General features: G+C 70.4%; 10 protein-coding genes. 5 read left to right on the top strand and 5 right to left on the bottom strand.

What is annotated here, in order from left to right:
- Position 1 precedes the first annotated feature (1 nt).
- Genes AC1DYN_RS11405 through AC1DYN_RS11395 form a run of 3 tightly spaced genes read right to left on the bottom strand, consistent with a single transcriptional unit; the run spans position 2 to position 3,322 of the window.
- Positions 2-715: an SIMPL domain-containing protein gene (locus AC1DYN_RS11405; RefSeq protein ID WP_477959442.1), complete on the bottom strand. Its 714-nt coding sequence runs from the start codon at positions 713-715 to the stop codon at positions 2-4.
- Between the two features lie 38 nt (positions 716-753).
- Positions 754-1,959 (bottom strand): DUF1501 domain-containing protein, encoded by a 1,206-nt coding sequence (locus tag AC1DYN_RS11400; protein WP_477959440.1) that lies wholly within the window; start codon positions 1,957-1,959, stop codon positions 754-756.
- A 16-nt stretch (positions 1,960-1,975) separates the two neighbouring features.
- Positions 1,976-3,322 (bottom strand): DUF1800 domain-containing protein, encoded by a 1,347-nt coding sequence (locus AC1DYN_RS11395; RefSeq protein WP_477959438.1) that lies wholly within the window; start codon positions 3,320-3,322, stop codon positions 1,976-1,978.
- A gap of 200 nt (positions 3,323-3,522) precedes the next feature.
- Between AC1DYN_RS11395 and ompR the strand changes: the two genes are divergently transcribed.
- The 4 genes from ompR to AC1DYN_RS11375 all read left to right on the top strand — a co-directional run bounded on the left by ompR (position 3,523) and on the right by AC1DYN_RS11375 (position 11,548).
- On the top strand, positions 3,523-4,257 hold the full coding sequence (gene ompR / locus AC1DYN_RS11390) for an osmolarity response regulator transcription factor OmpR (protein ID WP_477959436.1): 735 nt from the start codon (positions 3,523-3,525) through the stop codon (positions 4,255-4,257).
- 6 nt (positions 4,258-4,263) lie between these two features.
- Complete coding sequence (locus AC1DYN_RS11385) at positions 4,264-5,592, top strand: ATP-binding protein (RefSeq protein WP_477959434.1); 1,329 nt, start codon at positions 4,264-4,266, stop codon at positions 5,590-5,592.
- Positions 5,589-6,623: a metallophosphoesterase gene (locus AC1DYN_RS11380; RefSeq protein ID WP_477959432.1), complete on the top strand. Its 1,035-nt coding sequence runs from the start codon at positions 5,589-5,591 to the stop codon at positions 6,621-6,623. The genes AC1DYN_RS11385 and AC1DYN_RS11380 overlap by 4 nt, the downstream gene beginning before the upstream one ends.
- A gap of 137 nt (positions 6,624-6,760) precedes the next feature.
- Positions 6,761-11,548, top strand: a complete 4,788-nt coding sequence (locus AC1DYN_RS11375; protein ID WP_477959430.1) for a PEP-CTERM sorting domain-containing protein — start codon at positions 6,761-6,763, stop codon at positions 11,546-11,548.
- On the opposite strand, the gene ispF is transcribed toward AC1DYN_RS11375, so the two are convergent.
- Together ispF and ispD are read right to left on the bottom strand one after the other, a co-directional pair.
- Positions 11,549-12,055: a 2-C-methyl-D-erythritol 2,4-cyclodiphosphate synthase gene (ispF, locus tag AC1DYN_RS11370; RefSeq protein WP_477959428.1), complete on the bottom strand. Its 507-nt coding sequence runs from the start codon at positions 12,053-12,055 to the stop codon at positions 11,549-11,551.
- Positions 12,055-12,747: a 2-C-methyl-D-erythritol 4-phosphate cytidylyltransferase gene (gene ispD, locus AC1DYN_RS11365; protein ID WP_477959426.1), complete on the bottom strand. Its 693-nt coding sequence runs from the start codon at positions 12,745-12,747 to the stop codon at positions 12,055-12,057. The genes ispF and ispD overlap by 1 nt, the downstream gene beginning before the upstream one ends.
- A 99-nt stretch (positions 12,748-12,846) precedes the next feature.
- On the opposite strand from ispD, the gene mfd reads away from it, so the two are divergent.
- The gene (gene mfd / locus AC1DYN_RS11360) at positions 12,847-16,287 is read left to right on the top strand and encodes a transcription-repair coupling factor (protein WP_477959424.1); all 3,441 of its coding nucleotides are present in this window, start codon (positions 12,847-12,849) and stop codon (positions 16,285-16,287) included.
- Positions 16,288-16,289: the final 2 nt, after the last annotated feature.

Here is a 16,289-nt window from a genome sequence, read left to right as displayed (position 1 = left end):
CCTACTTCGTCATCTGCACCGAGCCGTTGACGCTGACGGTCACGCTGCCCTTGCCCAGCTCGACCGGCAGCGCCTCGTCGGCGGCGCCCATGGTCTTCATGCGCGCCATCGGCGCGGCCGCGTACATCACCGGGTCGTTGGCGCCGACGTTGACCTCGCGCAGCGTGTAGCCGCTGAAGCCGAACTGCTTCGCATACTCGGCCGCCTTGGCGCGGTAGCGCGCGATCGCCTGCGCCGCGACATCGGCCTCCACCTTCTCGCGCTGCTCGCGCGACAGGTTGCTGCCGACGCGCGCGATGGTCAGCGTGCCGATCTTCGCGGTCAGCGCGGCGATGCCGGGGATGTCCTTGCCCTCGACCACCAGCTCGGCCGTGCCCTGCCAGCCGTTGATGCCGCCCTTCTGGCTGTAGCGCGGGAAGAGCGAGAAATTGCCGGTGTGCACCTCGATGTCGCCCGGCTTGGCGACGCGCTTGGCCTCGGCCAGCGCGGCGTCGAGCGCCTGCTTCAGGCCGGCCTGCACCACGCCCGCGTCGGTGCCTTCGCGGGTGGTGCTGAGCGTGACGCTGAGCAGGTCCTTGTTGACCTCGACGGTGGCGCTGGCCGACAGGCTGACCACGTTCTGCAGCGGCGGCTCGTTGGCGAGCACGGGTTGGGCGGCCAGCACCGCGGTGACGGCAGCAGCGGCAATGAGCGAGAGCTTCGATTGAATCGTCATGGATCCTCCTTGTGAGTGGCGCACCGGTGCGGCGTGGATCAGGCCGCGATGAAGGGCAGCGCCTCGAAGCGGCCCTTCAGCACGGCGTCGGGGTCCACCCCCCACCAGCGCTGCGCGATGGTCGCATAGACCTGCCGGAAATCCGCCGTGTGGACCAGGTTCTGGCTTGCATCAAGACGTTGCAGATCGGGCAGGCGGCCAACCACGCCGCCCTTCACCGCACCGCCCAGCGCGAAGTGCGGCGCGGCGGTGCCGTGGTCGGTGCCGCCGCTCTGGTTCTGGCGAGCGCGGCGGCCGAATTCGGAATAGGTCAGCACCAGCGTGCGGTCCCAGGCGCCCGCCTCCACCAGCCCGCCGCGCAGCGCCGCCAGCCCTTCGGCCAGCTGCTTCAACAGGGCCGCATGGGTGGGCAGCTGGCCGCGGTGGGTGTCGAAGCTGCCGTGCGTCAGGTGGAACACCGGCACGCCGCCACGGCCCTTCTGGCCGGCGACGATCTCGCAGCAGGCGCGCACCGCCTGGCCGAACGCGTGTGGCGGGAACTCGGCCTGCAAGGCCGCGGCGGCCGGGTTGCGCAAGCCCTCGGCGGCCTGCAGCACGCCGGCCTCGACCCTCAGCACGTGGTCCAGCGCGGCATTGCCCTGCAGCGCCGCAGGCCGCGCGAGCCGCGACTGGTTCACGAAGGCCTCGGCGTTGGTCAGCGACACGGCGCGCGCGCCGCTCAGCGCGCCCAGCCCGGCGGTGCCGACCGCCACGCCCTCGGCGGTGAAGCGCCCGCGCTCGCGCAGGCCGGCCTCGAACGCGCGCGCGACCCAGCCTTCGTCGAGGTACTCGTTCGAGGCCGATGCGGTGTCCCAGATCTCGATCGAGCGGAAGTGCGACAGGTTCGGCTGCGGATAGCCCAGGCCGAGCAGCAGCGCGAGCTCGTGCTTCTCCCACAGCGGCAGCAAGGGCGCGAGCGACGGATGCAGCCCGAGGCTCGCATCCAGCCGCAGCAGGTCGGCGGGCGGCAGCGCCAGCGTCGGCCGCAGCGCCGCGTAGGCCGGGTCGGCGTACGGCACGACGGTGTTGAGCCCGTCGTTGCCGCCCTTCAGCTCGACCAGCACGAGGATGCGGTCGCCGGCCGAGGCGGCCGGCTGCAGCTTCGCTCCCTGGGCCCAGGCCGCGGGCGGGAGACCCGGCAGCGCGAGGCCGCCGAAGGCCACCGCACCGCCCGTCAGTCGCAGGAAATCCCGGCGTGTGTTCATCGCATGTCCTTCCGATTCATTTCAGCTGGAAAGCCGGATCCAGGCTCAGCGCCCGCAGCATCGACAACCCGACCGTGCCGGCCGGCAGCGGGTTGACCGGCGGCGTGGCCAGCATCGCGGCCTCGATGCGCGCGCGTGCCCCCGCGTCGGGCTCGCGGTCGGCATGCGCGCCGAGCGCGCCCAGCCACGCGTCGGCGTCGAAGCGGATGCCGCGCGCCATGCCGGCCATCTCGACGCCGCGGAACAGCCGCTCGGTGAAGCGCTTGCGCTCCAGCAGCGTGGTGCTGGTGATCCAGTCGGTGTAGCCCGGCCAGCCCTTCACATTCGGCGGCATGAACAGGCCCTGCCCGAGCCGGGCGCTCGCCATCGCGACCGGCACCAGGTTGTCGAGCTGGATGTCGAACTGACGCAGCGTGCCCACCGTCAGCTCGACCGGCGACTTGATCAGCGCCGCGCGCTGCGCCGGGGCCCAGAACGCGTCGCTCAGCAGCAGCTCGCGCAGCGCGGCATCGATGCGCCAGCCGGTGTCGCGCAGGCGCTTGGCGACGCGCTCGAGCGCCGGCCCGTCCGGCACCGGCGAGACGAACTCGCGCCACAGCTTGCCGGCGATGAAGCGCGCCGCGGCCGGCTGCGCCAGCATCTGGTCGAGCGCGCCGTCGGCGTCGTAGGCGGCGCTGCGGCCGAACAGGGTCTTGCTGCCGGCATCGTGCAGGCGCGGGCGCAGCTGCGCGCTCCACGACTCGCGGTCGACGGTCCAGCCCGAGAAGGCGCGCGCCGCTTCCTTGATGTCCTGCTCGCCGTACTGCCCTTCGCCGAGCGTGAAGAGCTCCATCACCTCGCGCGCGAAGTTCTCGTTCGGCGCCTGCGCGCGGTTGGCCGCGCCATCCAGGTAGATCAGCATCGCCGGGTCGCGCGCGATGCCGTGCAGCAGGCTGCGGAACGACCCGAGCGCCTCGCGGCGCAACAGCTGTTGCTGGATGAACAGGCCCTGCGGACTGTGCACCTTCTGCTCCGAGGTCGCGAAGTGGTTGTGCCAGAACAGCGTCATGCGCTCGGCCAGCGGCGCGGCGGTGTCGCGCATCTCCTGCAGCCACCAGGCGGCCAGCTCCAGCGTGTCGCGCCGCGCCTGCTGGCGGGCCGCCTTGCGCGCCTCTTCGTCGGCCAGCCGGCCAGGCGGCGTGCGGATCGGCTCGCGCGTGAACGCGGGCGCCGGATGCAGCGGCTGGGCGCTGCGCGCCGCGCCGATCAGGCGGTCGACCGCGGCCTCGGCCGTCAGGCCGACCCAGGGCGCCAGCTGCTGCGGCGACGGCACGAAGCCGGTGCGCGTCAGCAGGTGGCGGGCGTCGCTCTCGTTCAGCGTCATGCAGGTCTCCCGAATCGCCTCGTCGCGCCCCAACGGCGCAGGCCGACGCTTCGCCGACAACTCTTGCCGACCTTCACAAAGCTTCACTTGCCAAAGCCGGAAATGCGTGTCGCAAGATTTGTAACAGATGGTCCCGACGCTCGAAAAGCCGGGCGGAACCTGCGCACAATCTCGCTTGTTACAAATACCGGGAGCCCTTCATGACGCCCACTGCCACTGCCCGTCCCGACCGCGTTGTCGTGGTCGACGACGATGCCCGCATCCGCGACCTGCTCAGGCGTTATCTGACCCAGGAAGGCTTCGAAGTGCTGCTGGCCGAGGACGCCAAGGCACTGAACCGCGTGCTGACGCGCGAGACGGTCGACCTGATCGTGCTCGACCTGATGCTGCCGGGCGAAGACGGCCTGTCGATCTGCCGCCGGCTGCGTGCCGCGAGCGACGTGACGCCGATCATCATGCTGACGGCCAAGGTGGAAGACGTCGACCGCATCGTCGGGCTCGAGGTGGGCGCCGACGACTACCTGCCCAAGCCCTTCAACCCGCGCGAACTGCTGGCCCGCATCCATGCGGTGCTGCGCCGCCGCCCGGCGATGGAAGCGCCGGGCGCGCCGGCCAAGGATGCGCAGACGGTCACCTTCGGCCCGTTCGAGTTCGACCTGGCGCTGCGCCGGCTGTCGAAGGACGGCGAGCAGATCGCGCTGACGACCGGCGAGTTCTCGATGCTGAAGGCGCTGGTGCGCCACCCGCGGCAGCCGCTGTCGCGCGACAAGCTGGCCCAGCTGGCGCGCGGCCGCGAGTTCGAGCCCTTCGACCGCAGCCTGGACGTGCAGATCTCGCGGCTGCGCAAGATGATCGAGCCGGATCCGGCGCAGCCCCGCTACATCCAGACGGTGTGGGGCGTCGGCTACGTGTTCGTTCCGGACGGCGCCGCCTAAAGCGGGATGGCCCGCAATGCCGTTGCGCTGAGTCTTTTCTGGCGCACCTTCTTCCTGCTGGCAGTCCTGCTGACCGGCGGGATCTTCGCGTGGGTGCAGACCTTTCGCGCGCTCGAGTTCGAGCCGCGCGCGGTGCAGGCGGCGCAGCAGATCGCGAGCCTGGTGAACCTGTCGCGCGCGGCGCTGCGCTATGCCGACGGCATCAACCGCGTCACGCTGGTCAAGACCATGTCCGACCAGGAGGCCGTGCGCGTGCTGCCGCGCGAACCCGGCGACAAGTGGGAGGCCTTCGAGGTCGACCGCTTCTCGCGCGCCATCGGGCAGGAGCTGCGCTCGCGCCTGGGCCCCGACACCATCGTCGCGACCAGCGTCAACGGCAACGGCGGGCTGTGGGTCGGCTTCTCGATCGAGAAGGACCCGTACTGGCTGCAGGCCGACCCGACCCGCGTGCGCCCGCTGGCCGGCAGCACCTGGCTGCTGTGGGTCAGCATCGCGCTGCTGGCCACCGTGGTCGGCTCGGCCGCCATCGCGCGGCTGATCAACCAGCCGCTGCGCGACCTGTCGTTCGCGGCCAGCCGCATCCGCGACGGCGAATACGAATCCCAGCTCGACGAGAACACGCTGACCAGCGAGATCCGCCAGGTCAACATGGGCTTCAACCGCATGGCGCGCGAGCTGGCCAAGGTGGAAGAAGACCGCGCGGTGATGCTGGCCGGCATCTCGCACGACCTGCGCACGCCGCTCGCGCGGCTGCGGCTCGAGGCCGAGATGAGCGTGCACGACGAGGAAGCCAAGCGCAACATGGCGCTCGACATCGACCAGCTCGACGCCATCATCGACAAGTTCATGGACTACGCCCGCCCCGGCGAGACCAAGATGGTGCCGGTGCACGTCAGCAGCCTGGTCGAGCGCGAGATGCAGGGCTTCCGCGACCCGAGCCAGATCCGCATCAGCTCGCGCGTGGCGATCGACACCAAGGTGATGGCCGACGAGACCGAGCTCGGCCGGGTGTTCCAGAACCTGTTCGAGAATGCACGCCGCTACGGTCGCTCCACCGATTCCGGCATCGCGCGCGTGCAGGTCAGCTATGCGCGCACCGGCCCGTGGGTGATCCTGAGCGTTCGCGACCACGGACCCGGCGTCTCGCCCGACAAATTGAAGCAGCTCACCACCCCGTTCTTCCGCGGCGACGCCGCACGCACCGCCGCCACCGGCGCCGGCCTGGGCCTGGCCATCGTCGAGAAGGCGGTGCAGCGCATGGGCGGCAACTTCGAGCTGGCCAACGCCTCGGATGGCGGCCTGGTCGCCCACGTCAGGCTGAAGCGGGCGCCATGAGCAGTGTGTTGCCGATGACCCGCGGCTGGGTTCGCGGGTGGCGGGCCTTGTTGTGCGTCGCCGTCGCCGTGCTGTTCGGCGCGCTGGTCGCGCGCGATTTCCAGGCCGCCTGGTACGAGCAGGAAGACAGCGAGCGCGTGGTCGCCAAGCTCGCGATCTACTGGTTCTCGTGGCTGCTGTGGCCGCTGCTGTACTGGCTGCTGCAGCGCACCTGGCGAGCGGCGCGCGCAGGGCGCATCGGTGCGGTCGCCGGCGGCCTGCTGGCCATCGCGCTGTGCGGCTGCTTCACCTGGGCCCGCTTCATCGAACCCCACTGGCTGCAGGTGCGCGAGACCTCGCTCGGCCCGGCCTGCGGCGTGCGCGTGGCGCTGATCTCGGACATCCACTTCGGCCTGTACGTGCGCGAAGCCGAACTGCAGCGCCTGGTCGACCGCTTGAACAGCCTGCAGGTCGATGCGGTGCTGGTGGCCGGTGACTGGACCTTCGAGCCGAGCCGCGACCTGCGCACCGACTTCGCGCCGCTGGCCGGGCTGCGCCACCGCACGCTGTCGGTGCTGGGCAACCACGACGAGGAACGACCGGGGCCGCCGCTGCAGGCATCGCTGCGCGAGGCACTGGCCGCGGCGCACGTCGAATCGATCGACGGCCGGCGCGTCAAGCTCGGCCAGTGCGAGCTGCAGGGCCTCGGCGACCGCGCGGCCGGCTCGGCAGCACGCGACCTCGCCGCGTCGCGCACGCAGCCTTGGACCGTCGACCGCGCACACCGCGTGATGCTGACCCACAACCCGGACACCGTCTTCGACTTGCAGCCCGACGAGGCCGCGCTGCTGCTGGCCGGCCACACGCACGGCGGCCAGATCGACATCCCGGTGTTCACGAAACGCCTGCTGGCGCGCGCCACCGAAGGCGCGTTCCGCCAGGGGCTGTACGAGATGAAGAATGCCCGCGTCTACGTGACGCCGGGCGTCGGCATCGACAAGCTGCCGATCCGCTTCCGAGTGCCGCCGACCATCGACGTGCTGAGCTTCTGAGTCCATCCGTCAGATCGACTCGGGGCAGGCGGCGCAAGACCTTGTGCAGCACGTGGCCGTGCATCGAAACGACACCGTTTGACATGTTCATGTCGTAGAAACGAGGCACAAGTTCACAGATCGATCAGGGGGTCACGATGATGCAGATGCTCGCACGCCTGTGCGCAACGCTGTGTGCCGCGGCGGGCCTCATCGCCGCGCCGTCCGTTGCCAGCGCCGCCTCGTACACGCTGTTCGACCTGGGGATGCTGGGGGCGCCCGGCGAATGGCACAGGATGACGGCCACCGGTCTCAACAGCAGCGGCCAGGTGGTGGGCTATGCCTCCTTCTTCTCCGCCGACGCCCAGGGACAACCGATCGAGGCGACCCAGGCCTGGGTCACCGGCGCCAACGGCATCGGCCTGAGCACCATCCCGACGCTCGGCGGCACGTGGAACCGTGCCAACGGCATCAACGACGCGGGGTGGGTGGTCGGCAGTTCGCTGACCGCCAACGGCAGCGAGCGAGCCTTCGCGGCCGGCCCGAACGGCGCGTCGCCGCACGATCTCGGCACGCTGGGCGGCAGCTCCAGCGCTGCCGCCGGCATCAACGCCAGCGGCCAGGTGGTCGGCACCAGCACCACGGCGGCGGGGGTTCAACGCGGCTTCATCAGCGATGCGCAGACCGGCAGCCTGCACGACCTCGGCAGCCTGTATGCCGGCGCCACCGCGACCAGCAGCGCCACCGCGATCAACGACGCCGGGCAGGTCACCGGGACCGCCATCGCCGCGCATCCACTGGACGGAACGGAGCGTGCCTTCGTCACCGGACCGAACGGCAGCGCGATGCGCCCCGTCACCGTGCCGACCGCGAACGGGGACGTTCCGAACTGGGGCACCGACATCAATGCGAGCGGCCAGACCGTGGGCACGACCTCGGCCTTCTACTACTACCAGACCGGATTCATTGCCGAAGCCGACGGCAGCGGCCGTTTGCTGCAACTGCCTGAAATTCCCCAGGGCGGCACCGAGCCGCCGTTCTTCTTCCTGGACAGCCGGGCGACCGCGCTGAATTCAGCAGGCCAGGTGGTTGGCAGCTACCGCCTGGGCACGCTCGCCAGCGGCCTGTTCGTCACCGGGCCCGGCGGCGCCGGTGGGAACTACCTGGACTACAAGGACTTCGTCGGCGGCACGCTGCCGATGTTGTTCGATGAAGCGCGCGCGATCAACGATGCGGGACAGATCATCGCCAACGGCAGCGACGGGCATGCCTACCTGATCTCGCCGGTGCCCGAGCCCGCGATCGTGCTGCTGATGACGGGTGGACTGGGCTTGCTGGCGTGGCGGCGCCGAACTGGCGGAGGCATCGCGATGAAATCCGGAATGATTCGCGCCCTGGCGGCGCTGATGTTCATGGCAGGTCTCGGTGCCGGGGCGCCCGCCCGCGCCGCCGAGTACAACCTGCTCGACCTGGGGCAGCTGGGCAGCCACCCGAACTGGAGCGTCTGGGCCAGCGGCATCAATGCGAGCGGCCAGGTCGTCGGCTATGCCTACTCGAAGGGCACCTTCGGCCAGTCGGCGACCAACGACTACCAGGCCTTCATCACCGGTGCGAACGGCGTCGGCCTGCAGGGGCTCGGCACACTCGGCAGCAACTGGAGCCGGGCCTATGGAATCAACGACGCCGGGCAGGTGGTCGGCACCTCGGGCAACGCCGACTTCATGCCGCGTGCCTTCGTCACCGCCCCGGGCGGCGGCGCGATGCGCGACCTCGGCACCTTCGGCGGCGTCGTCAGCTCGGCGGCCGGCATCAATGCGAGCGGCCAGGTGGTCGGCAGCATGCAGCTCGCCGACGGCCGCCAGCATGCGTTCGTGACCGGCCCGAACGGCGGCGCGGTCACCGATCTCGGCAGCTTCGGCGGCCCGCAAAGCGGCGCGCTCGCGGTCAATGACAGCGGCCGCGTCGCCGGCGGCGCCGATCGCCTCGTCGGCAGCCCCGGCTACGGCCGCGAGACGCCGTTCGTCACCGGACCGGGTGCGGCCGGCATGACGGCCGTCTCGGTGACCGGCTACCCGTCCAGCGACATCGACACGAACGGCCACGTCACCGCGATCAACGCCGGCGGCCAGGCGGCCGGCACCATCGGCTCGTTCGTCGGCGACGCCCACGCCTTCATCGCCGACGCGAACGGCATCGGCCACGCGCTGAACATCCGCGAGGCCGGCGAGTTTCCGCTGATCAACTCGTGGCGACTCGACAGCCAGGCGCTCGCGATCAACGCCAGCGGCCAGGTCGGCGGCAGCTTCTACTACACGCCCTACCTGATGGACCACGCGTTCATCACCGGCCCGGACGGCAGCGGCCTGGTCGACGTCAACACCCTGTCCTTCGCCAACGCGACGCGCACCGACTTCGGGTTCTTCAACGTGACCGGCATCAACGACCTCGGCCAGTTCATCGCCAACGGCACCAACGGCCACGCCTACCTGATCTCGCCGGTGCCGGAGCCGGCAATGCTGTCGATGCTGCTGGCCGGCCTGGGCTGGATCGGCTGGCGCCGGCTGCGTGGACGGCTGCGCACCCGCCTCGTCGCACTGGCCGCCGCGGTGCTGGCGCCGGCCGGCGCCTGGGCCGCCGACTACCACTTGTTCGACCTCGGCAACCTCGGCGCACCGGCCGGCTGGGAGATCTACGCGACCGGCATCAACAACAGCGGCCAGGTCGTGGGCTACTCGTACACCGGCTACCTCGGCACCTCGTACAGCGACCAGTACCAGGCCTGGGTGACCGGCGCGAACGGCACAGGGATGCAGACCATCCCGACGCTCGGCGGCGAGTGGAACCGGGCCTTCGGCATCAACGACGCCGGGCTCGTGGTGGGCAGCTCCGGCATCGCGAGCGGCAATGGCCATGCATTCATCACCGGCCCGAACGGCGCCTCGCCGCGCGACCTGGGCACGCTGGGCGCCGGCGACAGCGAGGCCCGCGCGATCAATGCAGCGGGCCGGGTGGTGGGCAGTTCGCAGCTCGCGGGCGGCGGCCGCCATGCCTTCATCACCGGCAGCAACGGCGGCGCGATGCAGGACCTGGGCACGCTCGGCGGCTGGAGCAGCGGCGCGACGGCGATCAACAGCGCCGGGCGGGTCACCGGCTCGGCGGACAACGTCGACGGCGTTGGCCGCGCCTTCGTGACCGGGCCGAACGGCGGCGCGATGAGCGAGGTGTCGGTCCCCGGCTATCCGAGCGGCAGCTACCCGACCCAGAGCGCCGGCAGCGGCATCAACGCCGCCGGCCAGCTGACCGGCAACGCCTGGGTCTGGGAGCAGCAGCCGCAGGCCTTCCTGAACGGGCCGGGCGGCGAGAGCCGGCTGCTCGACCCGGGCGAGTCCGGCTACCTGCCGACCTACGACGGCCTGTGGCAACTGACCAGCAAGAGCGCCGGCATCAATGCGGACGGCCAGGTCGTCGGCAGCTTCCTCTACTCGCCCTTCGCCATCGACCATGCCTTCGTCACCGGGCCCGATGGCAGCGGCCTGGTCGACGTCAACAAGCTGTCGTTCGTCGAGGCGCTGACGCGCGATTTCACGTTCTACAGCGCGACCGCGATCAACGACCTCGGCCAGTTCGTCGTCAACGGCACCAACGGGCATGCCTATCTGATCTCGCCGGTGCCGGAACCGGCCACGCTCGTGCTGTTCGCGGCTGGGCTCGCGTGGCTGGCGCGGCGCAGGCTCGCGCGCGCCCTCGCCCCACTGGCTGCCAGCGCCGCCATGCTCTTCGTCGCTGCGCCGGCCCATGCGCTCGACTACACGCTGACCGACCTCGGCTCGCTCAGCGGCTGGAGCAACTTCTACGCTTCCGGCCTCAACAACAGCGGCCAGGTCGTCGGCTACGGCTACAACGACGGCTCGTACGGCACATCGCGCACCGACAGCTACCAGGCCTTCGTCACCGGCGCGAACGGCATCGGCATGACGGCCATCCCGACGCTCGGCGGCAGCTGGAACCGGGCGCGCGCGATCAACGACAGCGGCTGGGTCACCGGCACGTCGGCAACCACCACGTCGACGCCCGGCGGCGACACCCGAGCCTTCGTGCTGGAAGGCACCGGTGCAGCGCCGCGCAGCCTCGGCACGCTGGCCGGACCGACCAGCGCCCAGGGCATCAACGCGAGCGGCCAGGTGGTCGGTTCGTACACCGCACCGGGCAGCACCCAGCGCGGTTTCGTGACCGACGCCGGCGGCGGCGCGCTGCACGACGTCGGTACGCTGGGCGGCCCGAACTCCTGGGCCAACGGCATCAACGCGGCCGGCAGCATCGTCGGTACCGCGGAGTACCGCTACCCCGACCAGCCCACCGACCCGAGCCGCACGCGCGGCTTCGTGTCGCACGACGGCGGCCAGACGCGCACGCAGGTCGCGGTGACCGGCTACGACCAGAACAGCCTCGACACCTATTCGTCGGCCAATGCGATCAACGACCGCGGCCAGGTGGTCGGCACGGTGGCCGACTTCTACGGCCCGAGCGGCCGGGCCTACATCACCGACACCAACGGCATCGGTCGCGTGCTGAACCTGGGCGACATCGCCGACTTCTACGTGGTCGGCTCGCGCTACCTGACCAGCCAGGCGAGCGCGATCAACAACCTCGGCCAGGTGGCGGGCAGCTACTTCTACTCGACCTACATGGTGAGCCATGCGTTCATCAGCGGCGCCGACGGCTACGGGCTGCTCGACATCAATTCGCTGTCGTTCAACAACCTGAGCGGCCCGCGCGACTGGACCTTCTTCAGCGCGACCGGCATCAACGACCTCGGCCAGTTCATCACCAACGCGAGCAACGGCCACGCCTACCTGGTGACGCCTGTGCCCGAACCGGCTGCGCTGCTGATGATGGCGTGCGGCCTCGGCTGGCTGCTGTGGCGCCGCGGCGTGCGGCGCAGCTGATCACGCGGCCTTCACCAGCAGGCACACGGCGCGCGCCTCGATCGCCTCGAGGCGCCCGACCGGGCCCATCTTCTCGGCCGTCTTGGCCTTCACGTTGACCCGGTCGACCTCGACCCCCAGCGCGCCGGCGACACGCTGGCGCATCGTCAGGATGTGCGGCGCCATCTTCGGCTGCTGCGCGACGATGGTGCTGTCGACGTTGACGATCTCCCAGCCGGCACCGCGCACGCGGCGCGCCGCCTCGGCCAGCAGCGCCAGCGAATCGGCGCCGGTGAACTGCGGGTCGGTGTCGGGGAAGTGGCGGCCGATGTCGCCCAGCGCGGCGGCGCCGAACAGCGCATCGGTCATCGCATGGCACAGCGCATCGGCGTCCGAATGGCCGAGCAGGCCGTGGGTGTGCGGGATCTCGACGCCGCCCAGCACCAGCTTGCGGTCGGCCACCAGCTGGTGCGTGTCCCAGCCCTCGCCGACGCGCATCGCCGGGGCCTTGTTGCGGGGGTGGGTCATCAGCGGGTCCTCAGCAGGCGTTCGGCCAACGCGAAGTCGTCCGGGTAGGTGATCTTCAGGTTCTCGAAGGCGCCGCGCACCAGCAGCGGCGAGCGACCCGACGCCTCGATCGCGCTGGCTTCGTCGGTGACCTGGTCGCCGGCGCGCTGCAGCGCCTCGCGCAGCCGGCCGATGCGGAACATCTGCGGCGTCTGCGCCTGCCACTTGTGGCGCCGGTCGAGCGTGGCCTCGCAGCGGCCCTGCACCTCGTGCTTCAGCGTGTCGGCCAGCGGCAGCGCCAGCAGGCCGCCGACGGCGTCGTGCAGGCAGGTGTCGATCAGGCTGTCGATCCAGGCCGCGCGCACCAGGCAGCGCGCGGCGTCGTGCACCAGCACCCAATCGTCGGCATGCGCGCCGCGCTGCACCAGCTCGGCCAGGCCGTTGGCGACGGTCCGGGCGCGGGTGTCGCCGCCGATGCGCGCCGTCCAGCCGGCAAAGGCCGGGGCATGGGTCTCGAAGGCGGTGTCGCCGGGGCTCAGCACCACCAGCACCTGGGCCAGCCGCGTCACCTGTGCCAGCGCGGCCAGCGTGTGCGCGACGACGCTGGCGCCGGCCAGCGGCGCGTATTGCTTCGGCCCGTTCGCCGCCGCGCGCTCGCCGACACCGGCACAGGGCACGAGGGCATACAGGCGGGGGGGCGAAGGGATGGTCATCGGGCGCGCAAAAGTGGCCGAATTCTATAATCGGCCCGCTCGATCGCCCCGCAGCTTTGCCCTCGCGGGGCGATTTGATTTTGTAGAGCGCCTTGCCTCATGCACCTGCCCAGCCTGTCCCCCGGAAAACGCTTCACGCTGCCGCGCCCGATCGGCTCGGCCGACGCCCTGTTGCTGGCGCGCTTCGCCCAGGCCCGGGCCGCGCAGCGCCAGCTCACCGCCATCGTCAGCGCCGAGCCGGCCGACACGCAGCGCCTGGAAGGCGAGCTCGCGTTCTTCGCGCCCGAGCTGCGCATCGCCGTCTTCCCCGACTGGGAGACGCTGCCCTACGACACCTTCTCGCCGCACCAGGACCTGATCTCCGAGCGCCTGGCCACGCTGTGGCGCATCCAGCGCGGCGAGGTCGACGTGGTGCTGCTGCCCGCCTCCACCGCCCTGGTGCGGCTGGCGCCACCCAGCTTCCTGGCCGCCTACACCTTCAACTTCCGGCAGAAGGAAAAACTCAACGAGGCCGCACTGAAGGCGCAGCTGACGCTGGCCGGCTACACCCACGTGAGCCAGGTGGTGTCGCCGGGCGAGTACGCGGTGCGCGGCGGGCTGATCGACCTGTTCCCGATGGGCTCGGCGGTGCCGTACCGCGTCGACCTGTTCGGCGACGAGGTCGACAGCATCCGCACCTTCGATCCTGACACCCAGCGCAGCCTGTACCCGGTGCCCGAGGTGCGGCTGCTGCCGGGCCGCGAGTTCCCGATGGACGAGGACGCGCGCACCGCGTTCCGCGCACGCTGGCGCGAGAAGATGGAAGGCGACCCGACCAAGGTGCGGCTGTACAAGGACATCGGCAGCGGCATCGCGACCGCCGGCATCGAGTTCTACCTGCCGCTGTTCTTCGACAGCGTCGCGACCATCTTCGACTACCTGGGCGAGAACGCGGCGATCGCGCTGCACGGCGAGGTCGACGATGCGCTGAAGCGCTTCTGGGTCGACACGCGCGAGCGCCACCGCTTCCTGCAGCACGACAAGGAACGGCCGATCCTGCCGCCGGAAGACATCTTCCTGCGCACCGAGGACTTCTTCGCGCTCGCCAATGCGCACGCGCTGCTGTCGGTGCGCGGCAAGGAAGAGACCGACTGGGCGCGCCCGCTGCCCGACCTGAGCGTCGACCGCGGCGCGCCCGAGCCGCTGAAGAAGCTGCAGCTGCACGTGGGCAGCACGCCGCACCGCGTGCTGATCGTGGCCGAGAGCGACGGCCGGCGCGAGAGCCTGCTGGAGCTGCTGCGCGACAACCGCATCGAGCCGCCGTCGGTCGCAAGCCTGGCCGAGTTCGACCAGGGCGGCGAGCGCTTCGCGATCGCCGTGGCACCGCTGGCCGAAGGCTTCTTCTGGCACGACGCCGAGCTGGGCAAGGCGATCCAGTTCATCACCGAGACCGAGCTGTTCGCGACCTCGCCCACCGGCCGGCGCAAGCGCAAGCAGGAGCAGGTCAGCGACGTCAACTCGCTGATCAAGGACCTGTCGGAGCTGAAGGTCGGCGATCCGGTGGTGCATGCGAACCACGGCATCGGGCGCTACGTGGGGCTGATGAACATCGACCTGGGCGATGGTGCCAGCGAGTTCCTTCACCTCGAATACGCCGACAAGGCGACGCTGTACGTGCCGGTCGCGCAGCTGCACCTGATCAGCCGCTACACCGGCGTCAGCGCCGAAGAGGCGCCGCTGCACCGGCTGGGTTCGGGCCAGTGGGACAAGGCCAGGCGCAAGGCCGCCGAGCAGGTGCGCGACACGGCGGCCGAGCTGCTGAACCTGTATGCCCGGCGCGCCGCGCGCGAGGGTTTCGCGTTCCGCTTCGCGCCGCACGAGTACGAGGCCTTTGCCGCGAGCTTCGGCTTCGAGGAGACGCCGGACCAGAAGGCTGCCATCCACGCGGTGATCCAGGACATGGTGAGCCCGAAGCCGATGGACCGGCTGGTCTGCGGCGACGTCGGCTTCGGCAAGACCGAGGTCGCGCTGCGCGCCGCCTTCGTGGCCGTCACCGGCGGCAAGCAGGTGGCCATCCTGGCGCCGACCACGCTGCTGGCCGAGCAGCATTTCCAGAACATCTCCGACCGCTTCGGCAAGTGGCCGGTGAAGGTGGCCGAGCTGTCGCGCTTCCGTTCGCCGAAGGAGGTGAAGGCGGCGCTCGAAGGCATCGCGGACGGCACCGTCGACATCGTGATCGGCACGCACAAGCTGATCAGCCAGACGGTCAAGTTCAAGCGCCTGGGCCTGCTGGTGATCGACGAGGAGCACCGCTTCGGCGTGCGCCACAAGGAAGCGATCAAGGCGATGCGCGCCGAGGTCGACGTGCTGACGCTGACCGCGACGCCGATCCCGCGCACGCTGGGCATGGCGCTCGAAGGCCTGCGCGACCTGAGCGTGATCGCCACCGCGCCGCAGCGGCGCCTGGCCATCAAGACCTTCGTGCGCAACGAATCCACCGGCACCATCCGCGAGGCGGTGCTGCGCGAGCTCAAGCGCGGCGGGCAGGTCTACTTCCTGCACAACGAGGTCGAGACGATCGAGAACCGGCGCGAGAAGCTCCAGGAGCTGCTGCCCGAGGCGCGCATCGGCGTCGCGCACGGCCAGATGCCCGAGCGCCAGCTGGAGCACGTGATGCGCGATTTCGTCGCGCAGCGCCACAACGTGCTGCTGTGCTCGACCATCATCGAGACCGGCATCGACGTGCCGAGCGCCAACACCATCGTGATCAGCCGCGCCGACAAGTTCGGCCTGGCGCAGCTGCACCAGCTGCGCGGGCGCGTCGGACGCTCTCACCACCAGGCCTATGCCTACCTGCTGGTGCCCGAGGTCGAGGGCCTGACCAAGCAGGCGGCGCAGCGGCTGGAGGCGATCCAGAACATGGAGGAGCTGGGCTCGGGCTTCTACCTCGCGATGCACGACCTGGAGATCCGCGGCGCCGGCGAGGTGCTGGGCGACAACCAGAGCGGCAACATGATGGAAGTCGGCTTCCAGCTCTACAACGAGATGCTGGGCGAGGCGGTGCGTTCGCTGAAGGCCGGCCGCGAGCCCGACCTGCTGTCGCCGCTGTCGGCCACCACCGAGATCAACCTGCATGCGCCGGCCCTGCTGCCCGATGCGTACTGCGGCGACGTGCACACGCGCCTGAGCCTGTACAAGCGCCTGGCCACGGCCGACAAGGCCGAGCAGATCGACACCATGCTCGAAGAGATCACCGACCGCTTCGGCAAACTGCCGCCGCAGGGCCAGACGCTGTTCGACGTGCACCGGCTGCGCGTGCTGGCCAAGCCCTATGGCGTGATGAAGATCGACGCGGCGCCGGCGCTGATGGTGATCAGCTTCCGGCCGAACCCGCCGGTGGATGCGATGCGCATCATCGAGCTGGTGCAGAAGAACCGCCACATCAAGCTCGCCGGCAACGACAAGCTGCGCATCGAGCGCCAGACCCCCGAGCCGAAAGACCGCGCGCAGCTGATCCGCGACGTGCTGCGCTCGCTCGGCCAACCCAAAGAGACCGCCTGACC

The organism is Rhizobacter sp. P2_D12 (assembly GCF_056404395.1).
The sequence above is the reverse complement of the archived record's forward strand: the minus strand, read 5'-3'. Positions and strand labels throughout refer to the sequence as shown.